Below are 24905 nucleotides of genomic sequence, written 5' to 3'. Positions count from 1 at the left end.
GACGGTTGCGGGTGAGTGCGTGCTCTTGGCCGACGGTGGCGCGGTCCGGGACCTCCGCCGCTTCCCGTGAGAGCAGCGCAGCTTCTCGGACGCGCTCGGCCGTACGGTCCGGGTGGACACGTTCACGAACGCGGCCCGTACGGAGTGCCGCTCGCCGCGCTACTCGTACGACTGGCGCGAGGACCGTGTAAGGACGGAGGACTCCGGGGGCAACGAGTGGACGTGGCAGTTCGACGCGCGCGGCCGTGAGGTCGAGGCGGTCTACCCGGAGAACGGGGCGACGACCACGAGTACGCGTACAGCTTCGAATACTCGGAGTCGGGCCAACTGCCGTCGGTGGACACGTTGTCGGCCGAGAAGCTGGTCGAGCACGACCCGGGCCTGGACACGTCGAAGGACGCGACGACGACGTACACGTACGGGGCGTCGGACGGCACCCAGCCGCACACCCTCACGGGCATGTCGTCGACGTACAAGGCGGATTCGGGGGCGCAGGTCACCAAGGCGACGACGCTGGAGTACGACGACGCGGGCAACACGACGAAGCGCGTGTACGACGGTGACGAGCAGGCGCTGACGTGGACGTGGGACGGCCAGGTCGACAAGGTCACGGGCTTCGGTGAGAACGGTTCGGGCGCGTGGAAGGGCCTGGCGAACAAGTGCCTGGACCTGGCGGGCGGTCTGACGACGGCGGGTACGGCGCTGCAGCTGTACACCTGCAACGGCACGAAGGCGCAGAAGCTGCGGATCGACGCGCCGGCGGGGGCGTCGGACCGTTCGACGGGCGCGCTGAAGATCATGGGCAAGTGCGCGGTGCCGTCGGGCGGCGCCACGGCGAACGGCACGGCGGTGGTGATCGCGGACTGCACGGGCGCGGATGCCCAGAAGTGGACGACGACCTCGACGGGCGCCCTGAAGCACGTGTCGTCGGGCAAGTGCCTGAATGTTCCGTCCGCGAACTCGGCGGACGGTACGGACCTTCAGCTGTACACGTGTGACGGTTCGGCGGGTCAGTCGTGGGTGCCGGACACGGTGACGCGGTACATCTACGGCGGTGACGGCACCCGTCTGATGGCCCTGTCGGCGACCGAGCGCACCCTGTATCTGGGTGAGGCGACGATCTCGCTGAACGCCAACAAGACGCCCGCGTTCACGGAGCGGTACTACTCGCAGCCGGGCGCGCCGACGGTGATGCGGCATGCGATCGGTTCGGGTGCGGCGGAGCTGTCGGCGCAGGTGTCGGACCAGAACGGCACGGCGTACGTCAACGTCAAGCTGGGCTCGGGCAACAACGTGAAGTTCTCCAAGACCGACCCGTTCGGTGTGGAGCGCTCGGAGAGTACGAGTTGGCGTTCGCACCGCAGTTATGTGGGCGGCGACGACGACGCGGCCGGCGGCCTGGTGCACCTGGGCGCGAGGGAGTACGACCCGACGACGGGCCGCTTCCTGTCCGCGGACCCGGTCCTGGACCTGGCCGACCCGGTCCAGATGAACGGCTACGTGTACTGCGAGAACAACCCGGTGACGTTCGCGGACCCGTCGGGTCTGGCGTCGGAGGGCGGCAACGGCGGCGGCTACGGCGGCCCGTCGGCCTCGGCGGAGTCGTGGGCGAAGAAGACGCTGAACACGTCCATCGCGGACGTCATCATGTCGGTCGGCTGGGCGGCCCTGAAGGACTTCGTCGGCTGGAACGACCTGGTCGGCTGCTTCTCCCGGGGCGACCTGTGGGCCTGCGGCAGCATGGTCGTCGGCGCGATCCCGTGGACGAAGCTGGGCAAGATCCCGGGTGTCCTGAAGGCGGCGGCGAAGATCGCGAGCGCGGTCAGCGCCCTGATGAAGGCCAAGGAAAAGGCCCGCAAGATCATCGAAATGGCCAAGAAGGCGCGGGAGTTGGCGCGCAAGGCCAAGGAGGCGAAGAAGCGAGCGGCTGAACGGGCGGCCCAGCTGAAGAAGAAGGCCAAGGAAGCAGCCACCCGACAGGCGAAACGGGCGGCACAGAAGACCGGCAATACGGTCCAGAAGACTCAGAAGGCCGCAGCGAAGAAGGCGGAGGCCCCCAGACCGCAGACAAAACAGTCCAAGGCGAAGTCGTCCAGCGGCAATGGTGGCCAGGGGAAGGTTGACCCGGAGTGCAATAGCTTCGCCTCAGGCACCATGGTCCTGATGGCTGACGGCACCACCAAGCCGATCGAGGACGTCAAGAACGGCGACAAGGTTAGGGCCACCGACCCGAAGACGGGCGAGACCGCGGTCGAGACGGTCACCGCCGAGATCAAGGGTGAGGGCGTCAAGCACCTGGTCAAGGTCACCATCAGCACCGGTGACGACAAGGACGCGAAGATGGCAACGGTCACCGCGACCGACGGGCACCCGTTCTGGGTACCGGAGTTGGGTGAGTGGATCGACGCCACCGACCTGAAGTCGGGCCAGTGGCTGCGCACCAGCGCCGGCACCTACGTCCAGATCACGGCGATCGAACGCTGGACGGCCACCTCGGCCACGGTCCACAACCTCACCGTCAGCGACCTTCACACGTACTACGTGCTGGCTGGGGCAGCACCTGTCCTGGTTCACAACTGCACGACGAGTAATCCGCAGGACGGTTCCGGGCTCTCGGACGATGAACTTCTGGCAGCGGCGCAGGGCGAAAGGGACCGTTTTGCCAGGGAAGTCGGAGCAATGCCTACCAATAAGCGGCCTGCAGTAGTGACAGCTGGCTACAATACGGAAACACGGCAGTTCGCGGCCGCCGCCAACGCATGGAATGGGGCATGTGCCGAGGCGTGCGTCGTGAGTGCGCTTGGAGGCGACCCGAGCAAGATTGTCTTCACTTCTGCGGTGCGCCCAAGGAAGGCGCCGACGCTCCTCAAGCAGGTGAAAATCTGCACCTCGTGTGAAATCAGATACGGGCGTGACGCGTTCCCGGAGGCCGGTACAGAGTTCAAAACCGACACCCTTAGACTCTTCGACTGACCAGAGAGGAAGAGAGCGTGAAAGTCGAGATCGCAAGGCATGCTTGGGGTTCGCTGAAGAGCCTGGGTGGCGAGGATTCGCTAATCCTGCGTGCGGCGCTCTGTGACCTGTGTGAAGCAGCCTCCGACGGTGATGTGGACCTGGCCATTCAGCGGATCGAGGATGAGGCTGTCACACAGGGACTCCTGTCGGAATCATCGGCTGCCGCGGCTCGGTGTCTCGTTCATGGGCTGTATACCCTCACCGGTTATGCCTTGGCCAGGTCCTTGGAGACGTTGGCCGCCATCGCGTCGGGAAGCCCTGCGCCAGCTCAAACGGCGGCGCGAACGATTTCCGAGAGGTGCCTGAAGGAGGCATCCCTAGGGTTTCCCGCATATTGCGAGATATTGGAAACCTCAAGGGATATCGATTGCCGGAGTGCGGCCATTGATCTGATCCTCATGTGCGGATTGTATGATCCTTATTTGAGGCCCGCTGCCAGGTTTGCTCTGCAGTCTGCGATCTCCTCCGGAAGCCTGACGGAGCTGGATGACCTGATGGCTGCCTCACTAGCGGAGCTGGATCAGGTATAGCTGAAGGCTGCAAAAATTGAGAGCGCATCCGGAGTGACGATGGTCTCTCCTGCGCAATCCAGGGGGTTCGAATTGAAGGAAGCCGGTGTGGTGTGCCGTCTTTCGCTTGGCGGGGTGGCCGTACTGTGCGCCTTGGTGTCCGCGTGTGACGTGGCGAGCGGCGGTGGCGGCAGCGGCGACGGGCTGAACCTGAAGGCGGCGCCGCAGGCGAGCGCGAGCGCGGCGGCCGGAGCCGGAGGGCTGAGCAAGGCGGCCCTTGAGGGCGGGAACGCGAAGGGTTTCTCCGTTGCTGTACCCGCCGTTGGCGATGCCGTGGGCCAGGAGGACGTGCGCGTCACGGAGAACGCCTGCATGCCGGTGGCCTACGTCCTGTCGGGCACGGCTGTCGGGAGTCCGGCGTCCACGGTGGTGCGGGAGGCGTCAGGCGAGGACACTGTCGTGACCGTCGTGCTCGCGGAGTACGACGGGGAGCGGGCACAGCGCGTGATGGACGACCTCAGCACGGCCGTCGGCGAGTGCAGCGGCGGGTTTGCTGTGACGGTGGACGGTGACGAGCGGACGGTGGGGAAGGTCGCCCCGGAGATCGCTCCGCAAGGTGCGGATCAGGCGATGGCGCTGGGTGCCGTCGTCGAGTCGGGTGGGGTGAAGGCGCCGGTGAAGGTGGTCGTGTTCCGCAAGGGTGCCACGGTCGGTTACCTGAGCGCCGTACCCACGGGCAGGGCCGACAAGGACTTCGCTGTTCCGTCCGCTGTGGTCGATGCCCAGCTCGCCAAGCTCAGCTGACGAGGAAGCGTATGCCTCTTCAGTGCGAGGTAGCGGATCTGGTCGCCGCGGGTCCCTTTCCTGCCGAGGATGCCGAGGTCGAGGCGATCGAGGAAACACAGCGGCTGCTCGAACGTGTTCCGAAACCGGTGACGGATGAGGAGGCGCGGGCGCTGGCCACTCTCTTCGGGCCTGACAACTGCTTCGGGCTTGCGTGGACATTGCTGCACCTGATCGAGACCGCACCCGGCGCCGGCACCGCGCGGTATACGGAGCGTCTCGACAACGAGTGGGTGCAGATGCTCAACGCGCGAATTGAGGTCGGCCGTCAGAGTCACGGCGGAGATCAAGGGCGACGGTGTCAAGCACCTGGTCAAGGTCACCATCGCTCTTGGTGAGGGCGAAGAGACCGCCCAGGTCACGGAGACCGAGGGCCATCCGTCAGGCCACGGTCCACACCGTCAGCGATCTCCACACCTAGTGGAATCGAACCTCGAAGCCTTGGACGGCAAGGGGGACATCATCGAGGGATGCTTTGGAAGACGTAGCCGTGTCACATGAATCGCTCAGTCGTCTGCTCTCCGAGGCGGATGAGGACGCGGCGCTCATTTCTGGCGGGATGTGCGTCTACCGGGTGTTGCCGGTCCTGTCCTGGGACGCGCCACCTGAGCTGTACGGCTCTCTGACGGAGCCCAGCGAATGGAACCCCGAGACGTTGCCGCGCAGGCTGCGAGAAATCCTCGAAGGGCTGCGCGACGGGATCGATGCGGAGCGCTTCGAGGAGGCTCCCGAGGAGATCGCCGAACTGTATGCGATGGCCTCGGAGATGGTCCTCAGATTCTTTGGTGATGATGGAGCCGAGATCGCCGAGTGGTCTGATTGGTGCTCCTCACTTGCTCTCGACATCCACCAACAACTGGATGGCTTCCTGGAGGACGATGACGCGAGTTCCGGACCTGTGTTCATTACCGCGGGTACCCAGCCCGCACTGACCCCCTTGGAAGAGGCGGAACTCGGGGACCAGATCTCGACACTGGTGCGGCTCGGCAGCTCTGATCACATCGTGCGACGTTCCGTTGTCGAGATTGCGGAGCAGGGAAACGCACGTACGCGTTCGACACTGGAGCGGGTCGCCGCGTCCTTGTGAGGCCGACCGCAAAGGGTGGGTGAGCGCCGACAAGGCGTACGCCTCCCGCAAGAACCGCGCCACAAGCTCGCGGTCCGCTACGAGGCAACCGTACTCGCAACGGCCATCAACGAGTGGCTGTGACCAGCCCATTCGGCACACGCCCTCATGCGAACGCCTGATGGCCCCCGCACCCATCCTGCCCCGGTGCCGGGGCCTGACGGTTCATGAGTGACTACACCGACGGGATTGGGACTGCCGTGGCGGAGGAATCACTCCATACGCTGGTTGTGTATCAGAAGCGTGCCCAACAGCGCTTCGGCGCAGGGGGATGTTGGTGAGACAGTGGACAAGCCTTTTCCCGTTCCACCCGGAGACGCACATCGGTCGGCATGGTCCGTACTCGACGAGTATCTGTGGCACACCTGCGACATCCTCGCCGACTTCGTCGAGGGCCGACTCGACCAGCGCCCTCTGGTCGCCACCTCCGCGAAGCTGGAACCCGGCGATCGCGCGCTCGCCTCGGGGCCTGCCCAGCGCCTGACCTGGCGGGCCTTGGGAGACGGTACGTTCACACAGAGCGATCTCGTCGCGTTCGGTGACACCACGTTCGTGCTCAGCAGCATGGTCGGCAATGCCCTCGGCAACGCGGCCCGTCGCAGGAGCGCCGCGCTGAACGCCCAGCCGCGATGGGTCCCCGACGGGACCGGCGAGATCGCGCTCACCCTGCGGAAGATCCACTTCGTCCATCCGGTCTGCGGGATCGAACTCGGTTGGACCAGCCTGGAAACGATCGACCTCGTCGCCCCGGACATCTTTCAGGCCAGCTTTCCCAATGACCGCACCGAGAACGGCGTCCCGCACATCATCATGCAGTTCCAGACACCGTGGGCATCGCTGCTGTTCGTCCTCGCGGCCCTCGCCGGGTTCCCCGCCCATCCGCGGCTGCTCGGCCGCGGCTGGCTCCCTTCCGACTTCGAACAGCGATGCGTCATCCTGGGCCGACCATTACGCCCGACGACCCAACTCGTGCTGAACATGGGGACCGGTGGACCCGGTTCCGGGCAGCACAACCCATCCTGATCCTTCGCAATTGCCCACCAGCCGTCGAGTGGGGCGGGAAGCGCCGCCACTGCTGCTGTGAAGGGCGGCCCCACGGCCTGTACTCCTCGGGCATGTTCCGCCACGGATTCCCGCTACGGGATGCCGGCACGGGATGCCGCCACGGACCCGGAACCGTTCCGAGATCCACTTCCGAGGCACGCCCTAGTCGCCGCACCTCATCTCCTCCACCTTGGAGTCCTCCAGCTCCCGGCACGGGAGGAAGCCCTGGCCCTCCAGGAGTTTGGACACTCCTCGGCTGCGCAGGAAGTCGAGGAAGTCGCGGGTCAGGCCGGAGGCGCCCTCGCGGGTGTAGAGGATCTCGGAGGCCCAGAAGGGGTAGTCGCCATCGAGGACGTTCTCCTTGGTCGGGGCGGTGCCGTTGATCGGTACGGTCCGTACGTTGGGGAAGAAGGGCAGGGCGTCGGCCTCCGCGTAACCGATGGCGTTCGTCGTACGGTTCACGTAGTCGAGCAGTTCCATGGTGGACGTCACGGAGCAGACTCCGGTCGAGCCGGTGGTGCAGGGAGGGGCGGATGTCGTGCCCTTTCCGCCGGTCACCCTCTTCTCGAAGGCGTCCCTGGTGCCCGATCCGTCGGCGCGGACCACCGCCACAGGTGTTTCGGCGAGGCGCCCGTCCTCGTTGCGGAAGCCGCCTCCGGTGAAGATCTGGCCCAGCTGGTCCTGGGTCAGGCCCCGGTCCCAGAGCGTCTGGCCGGGGCCCAGGTCCTTCGCGAGCGACTGGTTGGCCACGACGGCGAAGACGATCACGCCGACGTGGTGGGCGTCGAGGCCCTTCTCCGGCTCCTGTCCCGCCACGGTGTCCACCATGGCGATGGTCTCCGCGGCCGTGTTCGAGCGGAGTTGCTCCAGTCCCTTGCGGCTGCCGGTCGCCTCCAGTACCACGTCGGTCTCGGGGCACTGCTCCTCGTACGACTCCTTGACCTGGTGGGCGAGGGGGGAGAAGGCGGTCGAGCCCGTCACCGTGAGCCGGCGGGCCTGGGAGCAGGTCGCGTCCAGCTTGAGGCTCTCGTTGTTCGCGTAGACGCCGGCGCCGAGGCCCAGGGACGCGACGAGCGTCACGATGACGGCGGTGGCCCACCGGCGCCTGGCCCGCCCGGCGGTCCGCTTGATACGGCCGCCCTTCACCTTTCCGCCCGAGGTGATCTTGGGAGACTTCGCCGCCGAGCCCGCCCCGTCGTCCTCCAGCAGTACCAGGAGCCGGAAGCGCTCACGCCGGTTGAGGGTGAAGGGCGGCAGGGTGATCGTGTCGGTCTGCTGACCTGTTGTCCGGACCGTGGCCTGCCTCACCGCCGAGCCCACCTCGTCGGCGGGCTCGGCGGCGGCAGGGGCGGGTACCTGCGGACGCAGGGCCGCCTCCAGCGGTTCGTTGGCGTCGCGCACCTTGAAGTGCACGACCTTCCTGCCCGTGAACGTGAAGGTGACCGGGCCGGCGAAGTGCTCCGGTTCGAGCGTCTGCACACCGGAGTTGCGCACCTCCAGCATGACCAGACTGCCGTCGAGTATCCGGCGGCCCTGCCAGTGGATGTCCCACATGCCGGGCGGTGGCTGGTTGTTGATGTGCTTGTTGATGGGACCGTTGTAGATCTCGCTCCAGCTGATGCGCCGCCACCCCTGGTAGCGGTCCAGCCAGAACGCCACCAGCCCGGCGGGCAGGGCACATATCAGGGCGCCCGCCCACAACTGCCCGTTGCTCAGCCCGCCGAGGAAGTCGGCGATGGTCTCGAACATCTCAAGTCCCCCTGCTCGAGTGTCGAATCAAGGGGAACAGATGGTCGGTGGTGGAGACTTCAACCGTATGAGGGGCCGCTGTCCCCCACGTGAACGTGATACGAACTGAGCGTCAGCAGGTTCGGCGGAGGTAGCCGTCCGAGCCCTCGGCCACGACATCCTGGTCGCGGCGGACCACGCTCAGCGTGCTGCCCCAGCCGGAGCACGCCTTCGACATCCCCTTCGCCGTGTACTCGACCACGAACACGTTGTTGTCGAACGCTTCGGCGAACGCGCCGCACTCATCCCACCGTCCGCACTCCTCCACCACGGCGAAGTCCAGGCCCACGGACGCACGGTAGGCCAGGAGCTCGGCGGTGTTCTTCTGGGCGACGGCGAGGCCCTTCTCGTGGGCGTGCGCCACCAGCAGCTTCATGAATGCCTTGGCCTGGTCGGCCGTGAGGTACTTCGGGAAGCGGGTGAAGGAGTCGTAGTTGTCGGGCTCGACGGCCTTGAAGCCCTTCTCCGCGCAGTCGTCGATCCAGGCGTTCACCTCGGCGGCGATGCGCTGCCGCTTCGCGCCCGTACGGATGTCCAGGACCGCCTCGTCCCAGTCCTTGTCGTGGACGACATCCCCGCCCGCGTCGCGCAGCAGCAGGTCGGAGTCCCAGTCGCCCTCCGCGCCCTGCTGCACCTGGAAGGCGTTGATGTTGCAGATGTTGTACGCACCCGGCGCGGGCGCGTCTCCGTGGTCGCGGCTGACCACCCGCACACCGGTCGGCAGCGGGTACGTGCCGCCGATCTGGTAGTCCCACGGGACGTGCTTCGGCGGGAGCGTCACCGCGGAGGGGGATGCGGACGCCGGTGCGGACGCCTTCTCGGGCGCGGTGGACGGTTGGGGAGCGTCGTCGCTCGACGCGATGTTCACGGCCACGAAGCTCAGTCCGGCGACGGCCAGGGCGGCGAGGAGGCCGACGAGGACGCGACGCCCTCGGGGTCTTCGACCGGCGCGGGTCCCGTCCGTTCCCCCTTCCCCAGGGGCGGTGGGCGTGCCCGGGGGGACGGGCCGAGCGGGGGAGACCGGGCGGCTGGTCTCCGCCGGCCCGCCCTCTCTCCCTGCTGGCGGGACACTCGTACGGACATCCGCCTCGCCGGAAATCCCGCCGGAATCCGGCAAGGCCCGGAACAGACCCTGCAGTTCGGCGAGCGAGGGCCGGGCGGCCGGGTCCTTGTCCAGGCAGCGTTCGGCGATGCTCCGGAGCGGTTCGGCGACTCCGTCCAGGACCGGCGCCTCGTACATCACCTGATAGCCCGTCAAGTACGGGCTGGCTCCGTCGAAGGGACGGTTGCCGGTGGCCGCGTACACCAGCAGCGACCCCAGCGAGAACACGTCCGAGGCGGCGGTGACGTCCCGCGGCGCGGCGAACTGCTCGGGGGACATGAAGGGCGGGGTGCCGATCAGCCGCCCGGTGACGGTGAGGGCCTGGTTGTCGACGGCGTGCGAGATGCCGAAGTCGATGACGCGGGGACCGTCCTCGGCCATCAGCACATTGCTCGGCTTCAGGTCCCGGTGCACCACGCCCACGCGGTGGATGTCCCGCAGCGCCTCGACGAGCCCCAGCGCCAGCGTGCGCAACTCCCGCCCGCGCAGCGGCCCTTCCTTGGACACGATGTCGGACAGCGTACGGCCCGGCACGTACAGCGTTGCCATCCACGGCTGTTCGGCGTCCGGATCGGCGTCCACGACCGGGGCGGTGAACGCGCCGCTCACCCTGCGGGCCGCCGCGACCTCCTGCCGGAAGCGCGTCCGGAACTCCTCGTCCTGCGCGTACTGCGCGTGGATGACCTTGACCGCGACCCGCCGCCCCGAGTCCGAGTGACCCAGGTAGACAACGCCCATGCCGCCACTGCCGAGCCGGTCGACCAGCGCGTAGCCGCCTATGGACTCCAGATCGCCGGGATTCAGCGACATCGCCGGTCACCTTTCCCGTTCGGCTGTGCTCCGGAAGTCGTACAGGGGCATCAGAGTAGTACGAGAGCCCAGGAGCGTAGGCCCGTCCAGCAGGTGCGCGAGGCGGGGCGGCGGTGGTGGTGAGTTCGGGGGATGCGGTGGACGAAGAACTCGCTCGCATGCGCGGTGAGTTGTGTGGGTCGGGTGGGTGGACCGTGAATGCGCTTGGTCTCTGTTGCCTACTGACCGGTCACCTTTTAGACCTTCGATCAAGGACTCGAACAGAGTTCGTCAACAGCGCATCACCGAAAGGGTGGTCCCAACCACCATGAAGCCCCCCACGAACAAACTCCTCCGCACCGGACTCGCCCTCGCCCTCACCGGCGCCGCCACAGCCCTCCCACTCGCCGGCACCGCGAACGCGTCCCCGCAATGGCCCGGGTACGCACAACGCACCGTCACCACCGCCGACGGCCAGGACTTCCACCTGAAGCTGGCCGCCGGGCCGGTCACTCTCCCCGCCTCCGGCGGCACCGTCCACGTCGCCGGTACCGGATACAACCGCGCCCAGGGCATCTTCCTGGCCTTCTGCGTGATCCCGGACGGCGTGAAGGTCGGTGACCCGTCCACCTACACCACCCTCCCCGGCCCCTGCCTCGGTGGGCGCGAGGCTCAGGACGGGTCGTCGCGGCGGATCACCGACACGGGTACGGGCACGCCCGGGATCACCATCCCGTACGCGCGACACGGCTCCTTCCGTACGACCCTCGAGAACGTCCGCCCCGAGATCACCGAAGGCAAGGTGTGCGGCGAGAACGTGCGCTGCGCGGTCGTGACGCGCGCCGACTTCACCGCCACGAACGAGCGGCTGTACGACCAGTACCTGGAGGTTCGGTTCACGTGACGGACTCGGGGCCGCGGCCGCCTACGGCACACGGCTACGGCGACCGCGGCCCCGTACGAGCCTCACTCCACCGTTGGCTCCTCCGGCGGTACCGGCGCCTGCTTCAGCGGCCGGAGCCACAGCCACCCCAGGAAGAACACCCCCAGGGCCAGCATCCCCAGCCCCGTCCACAGGTTGATGTTGACGCCCTCGGCCTTGTCGAGGTCGGCGTCGGAGGCTGTGATGCCCGCCAGCGTGACGATGACGCCGTAGACGACGAACAGGCCGCCGATGATGCGGCGTACGTCGAACAGGCGGGCCGCCGTGGCCGACTTGCTCTCCAGTTCCGTGACCTCGCGATGGACGTTGTGCTCGGACATGGTTGATCAGCCCCTCGACGGTCAGAACGAGAACGGGACGTAGCAGGCGGCGGCCAGGATCACCGCACCCCAGCCCAGCAGCGCCGGCTTGCGGTACCACGCGTCGTCGCCCTCGGCGGGCGGCTCGGCCATGCCGGGGGAGCGCGTGCCGTAGACCAGGCCCTGGAGCGCCTCCTCCGGCTTCGGCGCGGTGAACAGCGACACCGCCACCATCACCACCGCGCCCGCGACGAAGCCCGCGATCGCCGAGACGAAGTTGGCGCCCTGGTCGGAGGGGATGTCGACGATGCCCTGCTTGTAGAGGACGAAGTAGTTGATCATCGCGGCCGTCGTGCCCGCCAGCAGACCCCAGAAGCCCGACTTCATCGACGCCCGCCGCCAGAACATGCCGATGATGAAGACCACGAACATGGGGACGTTGAAGAAGGAGAAGAGTGTCTGCAGGTAGCTCATGATGTTCGAGAAGCTCGACGCAAGGAACGCCGTGCCTATCGAGGCCAGTACGCCGATCGCCGTGATGAGGCGGCCGAAGCGTACGTAGTACTCGTCCTCCCGGTCCCTCACCACGTACTTCGCCCAGATGTCGCTGGTGAACACCGTGTTGAAGGACGAGATGTTCGCCGCCATGCCCGCCATGAACGCCGCCAGCAGTCCCGTCACCGCGATGCCCAGGACGCCGTTGGGGAGCAGTTGCTCCATGAGGTACGGGATCGCGTCGTTGTACTGGAGGTCCGAGCCCGATGTGCCGATCTTCGGGACCAGGACCGCGGCCGCCAGGCCCGGGATCATCACCAGGAAGACGATGAAGATCTTCGGGAAGGCCGCGATGAGCGGGGTGCGCTGGGCTGCGGACAGGTTCTTCGCGGACAGCGCGCGCTGCACCTCCGCGAAGTTCGTCGTCCAGTAGCCGAAGGAGAGGACGAAGCCGAGGCCGAGCACGATGGTCAGCCAGTTCGCGCCCAGCGGGTTCGCGTCGCCGATGCCGGTGCCGCCCCAGGCGGTGACGAAGTCGGCGCCGTGGGCCTTGGTGAGGGAGTCCGTGAGGCCGTCCCAGCCGCCGACCTTCTTGAGGGACAGCACCGTGATGGGTATGAGTGCCGCGAGGATCACGAAGAACTGGAGGACCTCGTTGTAGATCGCGGAGGAGAGGCCGCCGAGCGTGATGTACGCCAGGACGAAGAAGCCCGCGACGACGATGGCGACCCACTGCGGCCAGCCCAGCAGGGCCTCGACGACGATCGCCAGGGCGTACAGGTTCACGCCGGCGATCAGGACGGCGGCGAAGGCGAACAGCGCCGAACTGAGCAGATGCGCCCCCTTGTCGAAGCGCAGCAGCAGGAACTCGGGGACCGAGCGGACCTTGCTGCCGTAGTAGAAGGGCATCATCACCAGGCCGAGGAAGACCATGGCCGGGATGGCGCCGACCCAGTACCAGTGCACGGTGTACGCGCCGTACTGCGCGCTGTTGGCGGCCATCCCGAGGATCTCGGTGGCGGCCAGGTTGGCGGAGACGAAGGCCAGACCGGTGACCCAGGCGGGCAGGGAGCGGCCGGAGAGGAAGAAGTCCAGGCTGGTCTTCACGGAGCGGCGGGCCGCGAAGCCGATACCCAGGACGACGACGAAGTAGATCGCCAGAATCGTGTAGTCGAGCCAGTTGGTGGGGAGCCGCAGCTCCGCGGCGAGGCTTGTGGGGGGCTGCTCTGCGAGGTATGGGGGGATTCGCATTCAGAGCTCACTTCGCTCACATCGGCTGGTGATCTTTGTTGGATTGTGATGGTGACGGGCGTGGGGATTTGTGGTTTGATGTGTTCGGTTCTGTTGGATGGTTCATTCGTGTGATCGGGTACGGATTTGGAGTCCGCCGTGAAGAAGACCTCGACCCGGCTGGCCGACGGTCGTGAGCTGATCTACTACGACCTGCGCGACGACTCGGTGCGCGACGCCGTGGACCGGCGACCGCTGGAGCGGACGGTCACCACGTCGGAAGTGCGCCAGGACGTGCTGCTCGGCGACTCCGTCGCCATCGCCTCGCACCGCCAGGGCCGCACCTACCACCCGCCCGCCGACCAGTGCCCCCTGTGCCCGACCGAGGGCGACCGCCTGAGCGAGATCCCGGACTCCTCGTACGACGTGGTCGTCTTCGAGAACCGTTTCCCCTCGCTCGCCGGGGACTCCGGCCGCTGCGAGGTGGTCTGCTTCACCTCCGACCACAACGCCGCCTTCAAGGACCTCACCGAGGAGCAGGCGCGTCTTGTCCTGGAGGCCTGGACCGACCGCACCGCCGAGCTGTCGCATCTCCCCTCCGTGGAGCAGGTGTTCTGCTTCGAGAACCGCGGCGCCGAGATCGGCGTGACCCTCGGACATCCGCACGGGCAGATCTACGCCTACCCCTTCACCACCCCTCGCACCGCCCTGATGCTGCGCTCACTCGCAACGCACAAGGAGGCCACGGGCGGTGAGAACCTCTTCGACGCCGTCCTGGAGCGCGAGCTCGCCGACGAGCGCGTCGTGCTGCGGACCGAGCACTGGGTCGCCTTCGTGCCGTACGCGGCGCACTGGCCGTACGAGGTCCACCTCTACCCGCGCCGCCGGGTGCCGGACCTGCTCGGGCTGGACGAGGACGCGCGCACAGAATTCCCCCAGGTCTATCTGGAACTCTTGAAGCGCTTCGACCGGATATTCGGCGAAGGTGAGCCTCCGACGCCCTACATCGCGGCCTGGCACCAGGCACCGTTCGGCGCGCTGGAGGAGTTCGACGGGGTCGTGCGCGAGGACTTCGCACTTCACCTCGAGCTTTTCACCATCCGCCGCACTTCCGGCAAGCTGAAGTTCCTCGCGGGTTCCGAGTCCGGCATGAACGTGTTCATCAACGACGTGCCGCCGGAGCGCGCGGCCGAGCGACTGCGAGAGGTAGCGAGTTCATGAGCGGTAAGTACCTGGTCACCGGTGGCGCGGGCTACGTCGGCAGCGTGGTCGCCCAGCATCTGCTGGAGGCGGGCCACGAGGTCGTCGTGCTCGACAACCTCTCGACCGGCTTCCGCGAGGGGGTGCCCGCGGGCGCCTCCTTCATCGAGGGCGACATCCGCGACGCCGCCAAGTGGGTGGATTCCTCCTTCGACGCCGTGCTCCACTTCGCCGCGAGCTCCCAGGTCGGCGAGTCGGTCGTCAAGCCCGAGAAGTACTGGGACAACAACGTCGGCGGCACGATGGCGCTGCTCGCCGCCCTGCGCTCGGCGGGCGTCCGCAAGCTCGTCTTCTCCTCCACGGCGGCCACGTACGGCGAACCCGAGACGACCCCCATCGTCGAGTCCGCGCCGACGTCCCCGACCAACCCCTACGGCGCCTCCAAGCTCGCCGTCGACCACATGATCACCGGCGAGGCGGCGGCCCACGGCCTGGGCGCGGTCAGCCTGCGCTACTTCAACGTGGCGGGCGCGTACGGGGCGTACGGCGAGCGCCACGACCCCGAGTCGCACCTCATCCCGCTGGTGCTCCAGGTAGCGCAGGGCAAGCGCGAGGCCATCTCCGTCTTCGGCGACGACTACCCCACCCCGGACGGCACCTGCGTCCGGGACTACATCCACGTCGCGGACCTGGCCGAGGCCCACCTGCTGGCGCTGGACGCGGCCGAGGCCGGCGAGCACCTGATCTGCAACCTCGGCAACGGCAACGGCTTCTCGGTCCGCGAGGTCATCGAGACGGTGCGCCAGGTCACCGGGCACCCGATCCCGGAGGTCGTGGCCCCGCGCCGCGGCGGCGACCCTGCGGTGCTGGTCGCGTCCGCGCGGGCGGCCCGGGAGCGGCTGGGCTGGAACCCGTCGCGCGCGGACCTCGCGGGGATCGTGGCGGACGCGTGGGAGTTCGCGCAGCAGCGCGACAAGTAGTTTTGAGGGCTGGAGTTCGAGATCCAGTCCCGTACGAAAGGTCAGGGGTCAGGGGATGAGCGAGGCTGTTGAGGCTCGCGCTGCCGCGGTCGCGGAGCGGTTCACGGAGTTGTACGGGGCCGAGCCGGAGGGAGTGTGGGCGGCGCCGGGCCGGGTCAATCTGATCGGTGAGCACACCGACTACAACGACGGCTTCGTCATGCCCTTCGCGCTGCCGCACACGGCGGTCGCGGCCGTCGCACGCCGCACCGACGGTGTCCTGCGGCTGCACTCGGCGGACATCGAGGGCGGGGCCGTGGAGCTGACGCTCGACGCCCTGGCCCCGGAGTCCGACCGGAACTGGACGGCGTACCCGGCGGGCGTGGTCTGGGCCCTGCGCGAGGCGGGCCACACGGCGATCACGGGCGCGGACGTCCATCTGACCTCGACGGTCCCGACGGGCGCGGGCCTGTCGTCGTCGGCGGCCCTGGAGGTCGTCGTCGCCCTCGCGCTGAACGACCTGTACGAGCTCGGCCTGAAGGGCTGGCAGCTGGCCCGCCTGTGCCAGCGCGCCGAGAACGTCTACGTGGGCGCCCCCACCGGGATCATGGACCAGACCGCCTCGGCGTGCTGCGAGGCGGGCCATGCCCTGTTCCTGGACACCCGGGACCTCTCCCAGAAGCAGATCCCCTTCGACCTGGCCGCCGAGGGCATGCGCCTGCTGGTCGTCGACACCCAGGTCAAGCACGCCCACAGCGACGGCGAGTACGGCAAGCGCCGCGCGGGCTGCGAGAAGGGCGCGGCACTGCTGGGCGTGGACGCGCTCCGGGACGTGCCGTACGCCGGACTGGACGCGGCCCTGGCCGGCCTCGGCGACGAGGAGGAGGTCCGCCGCCTGGTCCGCCACATCGTCACGGAGAACGAGCGGGTGGAGCGGGTCGTGTCCCTGCTGGAGGCGGGCGACACCCGGGCGATCGGCCCGGTCCTGGTCGAGGGCCACGCGTCCCTCCGCGACGACTTCCGCATCTCCTGCCCGGAGCTGGACCTCGTCGTCGACACGGCGCTGGCCGCCGGTGCGGTGGGCGCCCGTATGACGGGCGGCGGCTTCGGCGGCTCGGCCATCGTGCTGGTCGAGGCCGCCGACGAGGAGACGGTCACCAAGGCGGTGGCGGACGCCTTCGCGGCCGCCGGCTACACGGCACCCCGCGTGTTCGCCGCGGTGCCCGCACCGGGGGCACGCCGACTGGTGTGACCCCAGACGTCATCCCAGTCGTACCCCAGTCGTACCCCAGACGTCACCCCAGTCGTTTCGTGAGGGTGTACTCCGTGATCCCCGGCGGATAGCCGGGGATCACCCCCACCACCTCGTAGCCCTGTTTCGTGTAGAAGTCCGGCGCCTGGAAGTCCCAGGTCTCCAGACGGGAACCACGGCAGTCGCGCTCGGCCGACGCCGTGCGCTCCGCCTCGGCCAGCAGGCGGGAGCCCAGCCCCGCTCCCCGGCACCGTTCGTCCACCCACAGATAGGTCACGTGGAGCCAGGTCGCCCACGTGTGACCGACGAGTCCGCCCGCGAGACCGCCCGCCGCGTCCAGCGCCCACACCTGGAGCGGGACCTCACGGGCACCCGGTGTTCCCCGCAGGGCGCGCAGCACCGGGGAAGCCGAACTGTTCGCCTCCCGTAGTCGGGAACGCAGCAATTGGCTACGCTCTTTGTCGACTTCTGTCTCAATCCGAAACATACGGCTCACCATAAACGCGCTGGCCAATCAGTTCTGCAAATTGCCTTCCGCTCTGAGCGCCCGGCCTTACTCTGATGAACAGCACCGGTGGGGGCCGGTGCCGATCAGGGGGCGAGACAGTCGGGTACGACGCCCGAAGTGGGGGTAGCAGTTGCAGCACGGCGGCGGCCGTGCGCTTGTGGCAGCCCCGTCCCAGGTGGAGAACCGGGGAGTACTTCGGGCGTTGTGCCTGCGCCGGTCGTCCCCCGACCAGTGGGGGTTTCTGTGGTTCGCATCCGAGTTCTGGTCGTCGACGACCACCGCATCTTCGCCGAGTCGCTCGCCGCAGCCCTGGCCGCCGAGCCCGACGTCGACGTGTCCGCGGCCGGCAGCGGCCCCGCCGCGCTGCGCTGCCTGGACCGCGCGGCGGCGGAAGGCCGCAGGTTCGACGTGCTGCTGGTCGACGCCGACCTGGGGGGCACAGCCCCCGGCGCGCGACCGGCCGCCGTGCCCGTGCAGGACGGCAACGAGGACGGGCTCGTCGACGGCATCTCGCTCGTCGCGGGCGTCCGCTCCGGGCAGCCGGGCGTACGGACCGTCGTCCTCGCCGAGAAGGACGACCCGCGCCGCGCCGCGCTCGCCCTGCAAGCGGGGGCGTCCGGCTGGGTCGCCAAGGACTGCTCGCTGTCCCGGCTCCTCACCGTCATACGGGGTGTGCTGCGCGACGAGACGCATCTGCCGCCCGCCCTGCTCACCGGCGTCCTGCGCGAGCTCACCGCCGCCCGCAAGCACCGCACGGAGAGTGAGCGGCTCGTCGAGTCCCTCACACCGCGTGAGCGGGAGGTGTTGCGGTGCATGGTGGCGGGACTGGGGCGCAAGGCCGTCGCCGAGCGCCTGTTCCTGTCCCCGCACACCGTCCGCACGCACATGCAGAACGTCCTCGGGAAGCTCGGCGTGCACTCCACCCTCGCCGCCGTCGCGCTCGCCCGCCGTGCCGGGGTCGGACCCGTCGACCTAACCGGGGATGTTGTCGAACGGGGCGGTCAACTGGCGTAGCAGCCCGGCCAGTTCACCCCGCTGGGCGCGCGACAGCTCCGCGAGGATCGCGCGCTCCTGGTCGAGGAGGCCGGCCAGCGCCTGGTCCGCCCTGTCCCGCCCCTCGTCGGTCAGACGCACCAGGACGCCCCGGCGGTCGCTCGGGTCGGGCAGCCGCTCCACCAGGCCCTTCTTGGCCAGCCGGTCGATACGGTTCGTCATCGTGCCCGAGGTGACGAGGGTCTGCGTCAGCAGCTGACCGGGGGAGAGCTGGTACGGCGTCCCCGCGCGCCTGAGCGCGGTCAGCACATCGAACTCCCACGGCTCCAACTGGTGCTCGGAGAACGCCAGACGGCGTGCCCGGTCCAGGTGCCGGGCCAGTCTGCTCACCCGGCTGAGCACTTCCAGCGGCTCCACGTCGAGGTCCGGGCGCTCCCGGCGCCACGATGCGACCAGCCGATCGACCTCGTCCTCCATGACGATCAGTGTAGTGGTTGTGTCGATGTGAAGTCTCTTGATGTCGAGCTTATTTGCAGTAAGTTTCTTGACTTCGAGATACCTGCGCTGTCACGGTGAGGGGGCGACTTGAGCCACTTGGCCACTACAGCCACTTGGCCACTTGAGCCCCAAGGAGGTACGCCCATGTCCCCCACCGCCCCCGTCTGGGATCCGCACCAGTACCTGCGCCACTCCGGCCACCGCGCCCGCGCCTTCGTCGACCTGCTGGCCCACGTGCCCGAGCTCCCCGCCGAGACTCCCGCGGGGCGCCCCCGTATCGCCGACCTCGGCTGCGGCCCCGGCAACGTCACCCGCCTGCTCGCCGACCGGTGGCCCGACGCGCACATCACGGGCCTCGACAACTCCCCGGAGATGCTCGCCGAGGCCGCACCCCTGACCGGCCCCACGCCCGGCGGCGGCCACCTCGACTTCGCACCCGCCGACGTCACGACATGGGCGCCCACGGAGCCGTACGAGCTGATCGTCAGCAACGCGACCCTCCAGTGGGTGCCCGGCCACGTCACGCGTTTCCCCGTCTGGGTGGAGGGCCTCGCCCCCGGCGGCGTCCTCGCCTTCCAGGTGCCGGGCAACTTCGACTCGCCCAGCCACCGGCTCATGCGCGAACTCGCCCAGTCCGCGCGCTGGAAGGACCGGCTCGGCGAGACGCTCCGCCACGACGACGCGGTGCGGACCCCGGCCGCGTACCTCCACGACCTGGCCGGCCTCGGCTGCGAGGTGGATGCCTGGGAGACGACGTACACGCACGTGCTCCAGGGCGAGGACGCCGTGCTCGACTGGGTGAAGGGCACCGGACTGCGGCCGGTCCTCACCGCGCTCGGCGACGACGCCGAACCCTTCGTCACCGAGTACCGCGCCGCCCTGCGCGAGGCGTACCCGGCGACGGCCCACGGCACGCTCTTCCCGTTCCGCCGCGTGTTCGTCGTGGCCCGGAAGCCGGGACAGCGGTGATCGCCGCCCTCGACCATGTGCAGCTCGCCGCCCCACCCGGCTCGGAGGAACAGCTGCGCTCGTACTACGTCGGCGTCCTCGGCATGACCGAGGTGCCCAAGCCGCCGGTCCTGGCCGCTCGCGGGGGCTGCTGGTTCGAGGCCGGGGACGTGCGGCTGCACCTGGGGATCGAGACAAGCTTTCGGCCGGCCAGGAAGGCCCACCCGGGGCTGCGGGTGCGGGACATCGACGCCTACGCGGACCGGCTGCACGCGCACGGGGCGCCGGTGACCTGGGACGACGACCTCCCGGGCCACCGCCGCTTCTACTCCGAGGACTCCGTGGGCAACCGGCTGGAGTTCCTGGAGCCGAACGGCTGAGTCGGCCGGGTCGGCTGAGTCGCGACCCCCGGCTCGGGAAATGTTGTGCAGAACATTGACGGCTGACAGATGCGCGCCTACTTTCGCGGTGTTCCTCCCCGCACAAGGGAGTCCCAAGGGAGTCCCCGATGACCAGTGTTCGCAGGTGAGGAGCGCGTACGGCCGTCCGCCCCTCCCCTGACGGACGGCCGTACGCTTGACCGCTGTGGAGGACGGGACCCTGGACACGAACGGCACCGACACGGGCTTGCGCCCGCAGTCCCTCGTGCTGACCTTCTTCGGCAACCACGTGTTGGAGCAGGGCGACGTCGGCGTGTACTCGGGCAGCATCATCGACGTGCTGGGCCGGGTCGGTACGGGCGAGCAGGCCGTGCGGTCCACGCTGACGCGGATGGTCAACCGGGGGCTGCTGCGACGGCAGCGCGAGGGCCGCAGGATGTTCTTCGGGCTGACTCCCACGGCCCAGGACGTCCTGCGGGACGGCGGCCGGCGCATCTGGGACGAGGGCGCGGTCAACGAGGACTGGGACGGCACCTGGACCCTCCTCGGGTTCTCCCTCCCCGAATCCTGGCAGCGCCAACGGCACGACCTGCGGTCCCGGCTCACCTGGTCCGGGTTCGGCGCCCTGTACAGCGGCCTGTGGATCGCACCGGGCCACGCGGACGTACGGGGCATCGTCTCCGAACTCGGCCTCGACGCCCACGTCAAGGTCTTCCACGCGCGGGCCGACGACTTCACCGACGTGGGGATGATGATCCGGGAGAGCTGGGATCTGGAGACGCTGGCGGCGCGGTACGTGGCGTTCGACGAGCGGTGGAATGCCGTCGAGGTGGCCTCCGGCGACCCTCTCGCCACCCGGTTGCGGCTGGTTGCCGAGTGGCTGCGCGTCATCCGGGACGATCCGCGGCTTCCTGTTCAGCATCTGCCGCCGGAGTGGCCTGCCCGACCGGCACAGGAGACGTTCCGTCGCATCGCCGAGCAGACCGCGGGGCCGGCTCGGCTGGCAGCACGGGCAGTACTGGAGACCACACCGCTACGGATGTGATCTACGGTGTCCGGCCGAGGTGGGTGACGAGGATGTGGATCACTTCGTCGTCGATGACGTACAGGACGCGGTAGTCGCCCACGCGCAGGCGCCGGATGTCGACGCCGTAGGCGGTGGAGTTCGCGGGGCGTGGTGCTTCGGCCAGCGCGTCGACTGCTTCGTAGACGGCGGCGAGCCCGGCCGGGTCTTCCTTGAGGAACCGTACGGCCGCATCCGTCGCGGGCGGTTCCCAGATGATGCGGTAGGTCACGGACGCAGCCCCAGCATGCGTCCGACCTCTTCGTGCGGGATGCCCTCGCCGAGCGTTCCCTCCGCCTTGCGCCGCTGATAGTCCGAAAGGGCCAGGGCGTCTTCGAGATCCTCTATCACCTGCGGCGAGACGAGCAGCGCGGCCACGTGACCGTGGTCGGTGAGGGCGATGGTCTCGCGGCCATGGGCCGCACGGCGGACCAAGTCGCCGAGCTGGGAACGGGCCGCGCTGATCGCAATCTCAGTCATGTGCGCATGGTTCCACAAGGTTGATCTCGTGGTCTATTGGTTCACCCCTTCGGGTGGCCTCAGCTCTTTCGGCGCCCTATCAAGTGCGGCTTCGCCTCCAAGCCGTCCAGGCCGTGCCAGGCCAGGTTCACCAGGTGGGCCGCCACCTCGGCCTTCTTCGGGCGGCGGACGTCCAGCCACCACTGGCCCGTGAGCGCGACCATGCCGACCAGGGCCTGGGCGTACAACGGCGCCAGCTTCGGGTCGAAGCCTCGGCTCTTGAACTCGCGGCCCAGGATGTCCTCCACCTGGGTCGCGATGTCGGAGATCAGGGACGCGAAGGAACCCGTCGACTGGGGGATGGGGGAGTCACGGACCAGGATGCGGAAACCGTCCGTGTACTCCTCGATGTAGTCCAGGAGAGCGAAGGCCGCCTGCTCGCAGAGTTCGCGGGGGTGCCCGGCCGTCAGGGAGCTGGTCACCATGTCCAGGAGGCAGCGCATCTCGCGGTCCACCACGACCGCGTACAGGCCCTCCTTGCCGCCGAAGTGCTCGTACACCACCGGCTTGGAGACCCCGGCCTTGGCCGCGATCTCCTCCACCGACGTGCCCTCGAAGCCCTTGGTGGCGAAGAGCGTGCGACCGATCTCGAGGAGCTGCTGACGTCTCTCCGCACCCGTCATCCGGGTTCGGCGAGGGCGCCGCTGCTTGTCGCTGCTGGAGGTACTGCTCGAGTCGGTCGCCACGCGTCAATCATGCCGCCTCGGCGGTCTCCTTCTTGCGTCGGGAGCCGTCCTGCCCGGTGTTCCGGCGGGAATCGATACGTGAGCGTGACGGCCAGCGCACGTCGTACGCCCAACCGAGCTGCTCGAACCAACGGATCAGCCGCGCCGAGGAGTCCAGCTGGCCCCGCTCCACACCGTGCCGCGCCGAGGTCGGGTCGGCGTGGTGGAGGTTGTGCCAGGACTCACCGCACGACAGGACCGCCAGCCACCACACGTTGCCCGAACGGTCACGCGACTTGAAGGGACGCTTGCCCACCGCGTGGCAGATCGAGTTGATCGACCAGGTCACGTGGTGCAGAAGGGCCACCCGGACGAGCGACCCCCAGAAGAACGCCGTGAACGCACCCCACCACGACATGGTCACCAGGCCGCCGATCATCGCGGGCAGAGCCAGCGAGAGCATCGTCCAGTAGATGAACTGGCGGCTGATCGCACGGATCGCCCCGTCCTTGATCAGGTCCGGCGCGTACTTCTCCTGCGGCGTCTGCTCCTCGTCGAACAACCATCCGATGTGCGCCCACCACAGGCCCTTCATCAGAGCCGGGAGCGTCTCCCCGAACCGCCACGGCGAGTGCGGGTCGCCCTCCGCGTCCGAGAACTTGTGGTGCTTGCGGTGGTCCGCCACCCAGCGCACCAGCGGACCCTCGACCGCCATGGAACCCGCGACCGCCAGCGCGATCCTCAACGGCCGCTTGGCCTTGAACGAACCATGCGTGAAGTAGCGGTGGAAGCCGATCGTGATGCCGTGGCAGCTCAGGTAGTAGAAGAAGACCATCAGACCGAGGTCCAGCCAGCTCACCCCCCAGCCCCAGGCCAGCGGCACCGCCGCGATCAGCGCCAGGAACGGGACGATGATGAAGAGGAGCAGCGCGATCTGCTCGATCGAACGCTTCTGCTCGCCGCCCAGCGTGGCCGAGGGCTGTGCGGTGTCGGTCGCCGTGGTTCCTTTGGAATCGTCCGCCTGCGGGGCGTCTTCGATCACATCGGAGCTTGTGGTCATGGGGCGTCCCCTGTGGGGTTCGAGGGTGGAGGCAGATGCCTGCGGCAACGGTCTGTGGGGGACAGGTTGTGTTCCCTACGGTTCCGTAACCTACGGCATCGTAAGTATGGCAGCGCGGCGCCCGGCGGCAAGAGCCCGACGGTCTGCGCGTCCGCATGGACACCTATCCTTGGAATCGGTCGGACAGCGCGGTCCGCTCTGATTTCTGCCCGGGTGACCGGTCCCCGAAGCGGCCATGACCCGTCCGTGGTCCAGCCGCCCGGCGAACATCCGGGTTCCCTCCCAGAGAAGCTTCAACACTGCAAGGAGCCGCACCTGTGAGCAGTGCCGACGACCATGGCCAGACGGTCACGACAACAAGTCCGGCGCTCCGCGCCGACATCCGGCGCCTCGGCGACCTGCTGGGCGAGACCCTCGTCCGGCAGGAGGGCCCCGAGCTCCTGGAGCTGGTCGAACGGGTCCGCCGCCTGACCCGCGAGGACGGCGAGGCCGCCGCCGAGCTGCTGCGCGGCACCGAACTGGAGACCGCGGCCAAGCTGGTCCGCGCCTTCTCCACCTACTTCCACCTGGCCAACGTCACCGAACAGGTCCACCGCGGCCGCGAACTGCGCGCCAAGCGCTCCGCCGAGGGCGGCCTCCTCGCCCGTACCGCCGACCGGCTCAAGGACGCCGACCCCGAGCACCTGCGCGCCACCGTCAGGAACCTCAACGTACGGCCCGTCTTCACCGCCCACCCGACCGAGGCCGCCCGCCGCTCCGTACTGAACAAGCTGCGCAGGATCGCCGCGCTGCTGGAGACCCCGGTCATCGAGTCGGACCGGCGCCGCTACGACATCCGTCTGGCCGAGAACATCGACCTCGTATGGCAGACGGACGAGCTCCGCGTCGTCCGCCCCGAACCCGCCGACGAGGCCCGCAACGCCATCTACTACCTCGACGAACTCCACGCCAACGCCGTCGGCGACGTCCTGGAGGACCTCACCGCCGAACTCGACCGCGTCGGCTTCACCCTCCCGGACGACACCCGTCCGCTGACCTTCGGCACCTGGATCGGCGGCGACCGCGACGGCAACCCCAACGTCACCCCGCAGGTCACCTGGGACGTGCTGATCCTCCAGCACGAACACGGCATCAACGACGCCCTCGACCTCATCGACGAACTCCGCGGCTTCCTCTCCAACTCCATCCGCTACACCGGCGCCACGGAAGAACTGCTGTCCTCGCTCCAGTCCGACCTGGAGGCACTCCCCGAGATCAGCCCCCGCTACAAGCGCCTCAACGCCGAGGAGCCCTACCGGCTCAAGGCCACCTGCATCCGGCAGAAGCTGGAGAACACCAAGCAGCGCCTCGCCAAGGGCACCTCGCACGAGCCGGGCCGCGACTACCTCGGCACCACCGAGCTCCTCGGGGACCTCACCCTGATCCAGACCTCCCTGCGCGAGCACCGCGGCGCCCTCTTCGCCGACGGCCGCATGAACCGCACCATCCGCACCCTCGCCGCCTTCGGCCTCCAGCTCGCCACCATGGACGTCCGCGAACACGCCGACGCCCACCACCACGCCCTCGGCCAGCTCTTCGACCGGCTCGGCGAGGAGTCCTGGCGCTACGAGGACATGCCCCGCGAGTACCGCCACAAGCTCCTCGCCAAGGAACTCAGGTCCCGGCGGCCCCTCGCCC

25 protein-coding genes are annotated in these 24905 nt (G+C 68.5%); 15 read left to right on the top strand and 10 right to left on the bottom strand.

Translation table 11 applies throughout. The features are described 5' to 3' along the window. Positions 1-336 precede the first annotated feature (336 nt). The 6 genes from FNH08_RS06335 (at position 337) to FNH08_RS06310 (ending at position 6516) form a co-directional block, all read left to right on the top strand. Entirely contained in the window at positions 337-2973 is a 2637-nt protein-coding gene (locus tag FNH08_RS06335; RefSeq protein WP_322723845.1) for a ricin-type beta-trefoil lectin domain protein, read from the top strand. Between the two features lie 17 nt (positions 2974-2990). Further along, complete coding sequence (locus tag FNH08_RS06330; protein WP_152770248.1) at positions 2991-3545, top strand: hypothetical protein; 555 nt, start codon at positions 2991-2993, stop codon at positions 3543-3545. Between the two features lie 135 nt (positions 3546-3680). Then, complete coding sequence (locus FNH08_RS06325) at positions 3681-4328, top strand: hypothetical protein (protein WP_152770247.1); 648 nt, start codon at positions 3681-3683, stop codon at positions 4326-4328. An 11-nt stretch (positions 4329-4339) separates the two neighbouring features. Beyond that, on the top strand, positions 4340-4705 hold the full coding sequence (locus tag FNH08_RS06320) for a hypothetical protein (protein WP_152770246.1): 366 nt from the start codon (positions 4340-4342) through the stop codon (positions 4703-4705). Between the two features lie 152 nt (positions 4706-4857). Further along, complete coding sequence (locus FNH08_RS06315) at positions 4858-5454, top strand: hypothetical protein (protein WP_152770245.1); 597 nt, start codon at positions 4858-4860, stop codon at positions 5452-5454. Between the two features lie 324 nt (positions 5455-5778). Continuing rightward, complete coding sequence (locus tag FNH08_RS06310) at positions 5779-6516, top strand: hypothetical protein (protein WP_152770244.1); 738 nt, start codon at positions 5779-5781, stop codon at positions 6514-6516. 183 nt (positions 6517-6699) lie between these two features. On the opposite strand, the gene FNH08_RS06305 is transcribed toward FNH08_RS06310, so the two are convergent. Continuing rightward, positions 6700-8286 carry a substrate-binding domain-containing protein gene (locus tag FNH08_RS06305; protein ID WP_152770243.1) on the bottom strand — a complete coding sequence of 529 codons (1587 nt, stop codon included), beginning with the start codon at positions 8284-8286 and terminating at the stop codon, positions 6700-6702. A gap of 112 nt (positions 8287-8398) precedes the next feature. Beyond that, entirely contained in the window at positions 8399-10237 is a 1839-nt protein-coding gene (locus FNH08_RS50620; protein ID WP_194238393.1) for an endo alpha-1,4 polygalactosaminidase, read from the bottom strand. A 307-nt stretch (positions 10238-10544) separates the two neighbouring features. Between FNH08_RS50620 and FNH08_RS06295 the strand changes: the two genes are divergently transcribed. Further along, entirely contained in the window at positions 10545-11120 is a 576-nt protein-coding gene (locus FNH08_RS06295) for a hypothetical protein (protein WP_152770242.1), read from the top strand. Positions 11121-11182: 62 nt separating this feature from the next. On the opposite strand, the gene FNH08_RS06290 is transcribed toward FNH08_RS06295, so the two are convergent. Beyond that, positions 11183-11479 (bottom strand): hypothetical protein, encoded by a 297-nt coding sequence (locus FNH08_RS06290; protein ID WP_152770241.1) that lies wholly within the window; start codon positions 11477-11479, stop codon positions 11183-11185. Between the two features lie 21 nt (positions 11480-11500). Then, positions 11501-13204 (bottom strand): sodium:solute symporter family protein, encoded by a 1704-nt coding sequence (locus FNH08_RS06285; RefSeq protein ID WP_152770240.1) that lies wholly within the window; start codon positions 13202-13204, stop codon positions 11501-11503. Between the two features lie 138 nt (positions 13205-13342). On the opposite strand from FNH08_RS06285, the gene galT reads away from it, so the two are divergent. Genes galT through galK form a run of 3 tightly spaced genes read left to right on the top strand, consistent with a single transcriptional unit; the run spans position 13343 to position 16594 of the window. After that, the gene (gene galT, locus FNH08_RS06280; protein WP_322723842.1) at positions 13343-14404 is read left to right on the top strand and encodes a galactose-1-phosphate uridylyltransferase; all 1062 of its coding nucleotides are present in this window, start codon (positions 13343-13345) and stop codon (positions 14402-14404) included. Beyond that, positions 14401-15363, top strand: coding sequence for a UDP-glucose 4-epimerase GalE (gene galE / locus FNH08_RS06275; RefSeq protein ID WP_152770238.1), 963 nt, complete (start codon positions 14401-14403; stop codon positions 15361-15363). The genes galT and galE overlap by 4 nt, the downstream gene beginning before the upstream one ends. A gap of 55 nt (positions 15364-15418) precedes the next feature. Further along, complete coding sequence (galK, locus tag FNH08_RS06270) at positions 15419-16594, top strand: galactokinase (RefSeq protein ID WP_152770237.1); 1176 nt, start codon at positions 15419-15421, stop codon at positions 16592-16594. Positions 16595-16637: 43 nt separating this feature from the next. Here the strand turns inward: galK and FNH08_RS06265 are convergent, their stop codons facing one another. Beyond that, on the bottom strand, positions 16638-17093 hold the full coding sequence (locus FNH08_RS06265; protein WP_152770236.1) for a GNAT family N-acetyltransferase: 456 nt from the start codon (positions 17091-17093) through the stop codon (positions 16638-16640). Between the two features lie 252 nt (positions 17094-17345). Here FNH08_RS06265 and FNH08_RS06260 point away from each other — a divergent pair, with 252 nt between their 5' ends. Next, positions 17346-18116 carry a response regulator transcription factor gene (locus FNH08_RS06260; RefSeq protein WP_322723840.1) on the top strand — a complete coding sequence of 257 codons (771 nt, stop codon included), beginning with the start codon at positions 17346-17348 and terminating at the stop codon, positions 18114-18116. Here FNH08_RS06260 and tamR read toward each other — a convergent pair. Continuing rightward, a complete protein-coding gene (gene tamR / locus FNH08_RS06255) occupies positions 18075-18572 on the bottom strand; it encodes a MarR family transcriptional regulator TamR (protein ID WP_152770235.1) in 498 nt (165 codons plus the stop codon). The two genes, FNH08_RS06260 and tamR, sit on opposite strands and share 42 nt — an antisense overlap. A gap of 165 nt (positions 18573-18737) precedes the next feature. On the opposite strand from tamR, the gene FNH08_RS06250 reads away from it, so the two are divergent. The 3 genes from FNH08_RS06250 (at position 18738) to FNH08_RS06240 (ending at position 20966) form a co-directional block, all read left to right on the top strand. Beyond that, on the top strand, positions 18738-19562 hold the full coding sequence (locus FNH08_RS06250) for a trans-aconitate 2-methyltransferase (RefSeq protein ID WP_152770234.1): 825 nt from the start codon (positions 18738-18740) through the stop codon (positions 19560-19562). Next, entirely contained in the window at positions 19559-19921 is a 363-nt protein-coding gene (locus FNH08_RS06245) for a VOC family protein (RefSeq protein ID WP_322723838.1), read from the top strand. The genes FNH08_RS06250 and FNH08_RS06245 overlap by 4 nt, the downstream gene beginning before the upstream one ends. Before the next feature lie 205 nt (positions 19922-20126). Next, the gene (locus FNH08_RS06240; RefSeq protein ID WP_322723848.1) at positions 20127-20966 is read left to right on the top strand and encodes a PaaX family transcriptional regulator; all 840 of its coding nucleotides are present in this window, start codon (positions 20127-20129) and stop codon (positions 20964-20966) included. 1 nt (position 20967) lies between these two features. On the opposite strand, the gene FNH08_RS06235 is transcribed toward FNH08_RS06240, so the two are convergent. The 4 genes from FNH08_RS06235 to FNH08_RS06220 are packed head-to-tail and all read right to left on the bottom strand — an operon-like array spanning position 20968 to position 23228. Then, complete coding sequence (locus FNH08_RS06235; RefSeq protein WP_322723837.1) at positions 20968-21216, bottom strand: type II toxin-antitoxin system RelE family toxin; 249 nt, start codon at positions 21214-21216, stop codon at positions 20968-20970. Beyond that, entirely contained in the window at positions 21213-21464 is a 252-nt protein-coding gene (locus tag FNH08_RS06230) for a type II toxin-antitoxin system Phd/YefM family antitoxin (protein ID WP_152770233.1), read from the bottom strand. The genes FNH08_RS06235 and FNH08_RS06230 overlap by 4 nt, the downstream gene beginning before the upstream one ends. A 59-nt stretch (positions 21465-21523) precedes the next feature. Further along, on the bottom strand, positions 21524-22189 hold the full coding sequence (locus FNH08_RS06225) for a TetR/AcrR family transcriptional regulator (RefSeq protein ID WP_322723836.1): 666 nt from the start codon (positions 22187-22189) through the stop codon (positions 21524-21526). Positions 22190-22196: 7 nt separating this feature from the next. Further along, positions 22197-23228, bottom strand: a complete 1032-nt coding sequence (locus FNH08_RS06220; protein WP_152770232.1) for an acyl-CoA desaturase — start codon at positions 23226-23228, stop codon at positions 22197-22199. Positions 23229-23545: 317 nt separating this feature from the next. On the opposite strand from FNH08_RS06220, the gene FNH08_RS06215 reads away from it, so the two are divergent. Next, the coding region (locus FNH08_RS06215; RefSeq protein WP_322723835.1) for a phosphoenolpyruvate carboxylase at positions 23546-24905 on the top strand (1360 nt) is incomplete at its 3' end.

Source organism: Streptomyces spongiae, assembly GCF_009377185.1.
Taxonomy (GTDB): domain Bacteria; phylum Actinomycetota; class Actinomycetes; order Streptomycetales; family Streptomycetaceae; genus Streptomyces; species Streptomyces spongiae.
The sequence above is the reverse complement of the archived record's forward strand: the minus strand, read 5'-3'. Positions and strand labels throughout refer to the sequence as shown.

Coding starts and splice junctions, on each gene's coding strand:
- FNH08_RS06265 (WP_152770236.1), bottom strand. CDS start 17,093: ATGGTGAGCCGTATGTTTCGGATTGAGACAGAAGTCGACAAAGAGCGT.
- FNH08_RS06250 (WP_152770234.1), top strand. CDS start 18,738: ATGTCCCCCACCGCCCCCGTCTGGGATCCGCACCAGTACCTGCGCCAC.
- galK (WP_152770237.1), top strand. CDS start 15,419: ATGAGCGAGGCTGTTGAGGCTCGCGCTGCCGCGGTCGCGGAGCGGTTC.
- galE (WP_152770238.1), top strand. CDS start 14,401: ATGAGCGGTAAGTACCTGGTCACCGGTGGCGCGGGCTACGTCGGCAGC.
- FNH08_RS06285 (WP_152770240.1), bottom strand. CDS start 13,204: ATGCGAATCCCCCCATACCTCGCAGAGCAGCCCCCCACAAGCCTCGCC.
- FNH08_RS50620 (WP_194238393.1), bottom strand. CDS start 10,237: ATGTCGCTGAATCCCGGCGATCTGGAGTCCATAGGCGGCTACGCGCTG.
- FNH08_RS06230 (WP_152770233.1), bottom strand. CDS start 21,464: ATGACTGAGATTGCGATCAGCGCGGCCCGTTCCCAGCTCGGCGACTTG.
- FNH08_RS06290 (WP_152770241.1), bottom strand. CDS start 11,479: ATGTCCGAGCACAACGTCCATCGCGAGGTCACGGAACTGGAGAGCAAG.
- FNH08_RS06305 (WP_152770243.1), bottom strand. CDS start 8,286: ATGTTCGAGACCATCGCCGACTTCCTCGGCGGGCTGAGCAACGGGCAG.
- FNH08_RS06220 (WP_152770232.1), bottom strand. CDS start 23,228: ATGACCACAAGCTCCGATGTGATCGAAGACGCCCCGCAGGCGGACGAT.
- tamR (WP_152770235.1), bottom strand. CDS start 18,572: ATGGAGGACGAGGTCGATCGGCTGGTCGCATCGTGGCGCCGGGAGCGC.
- FNH08_RS06295 (WP_152770242.1), top strand. CDS start 10,545: ATGAAGCCCCCCACGAACAAACTCCTCCGCACCGGACTCGCCCTCGCC.
- FNH08_RS06320 (WP_152770246.1), top strand. CDS start 4,340: ATGCCTCTTCAGTGCGAGGTAGCGGATCTGGTCGCCGCGGGTCCCTTT.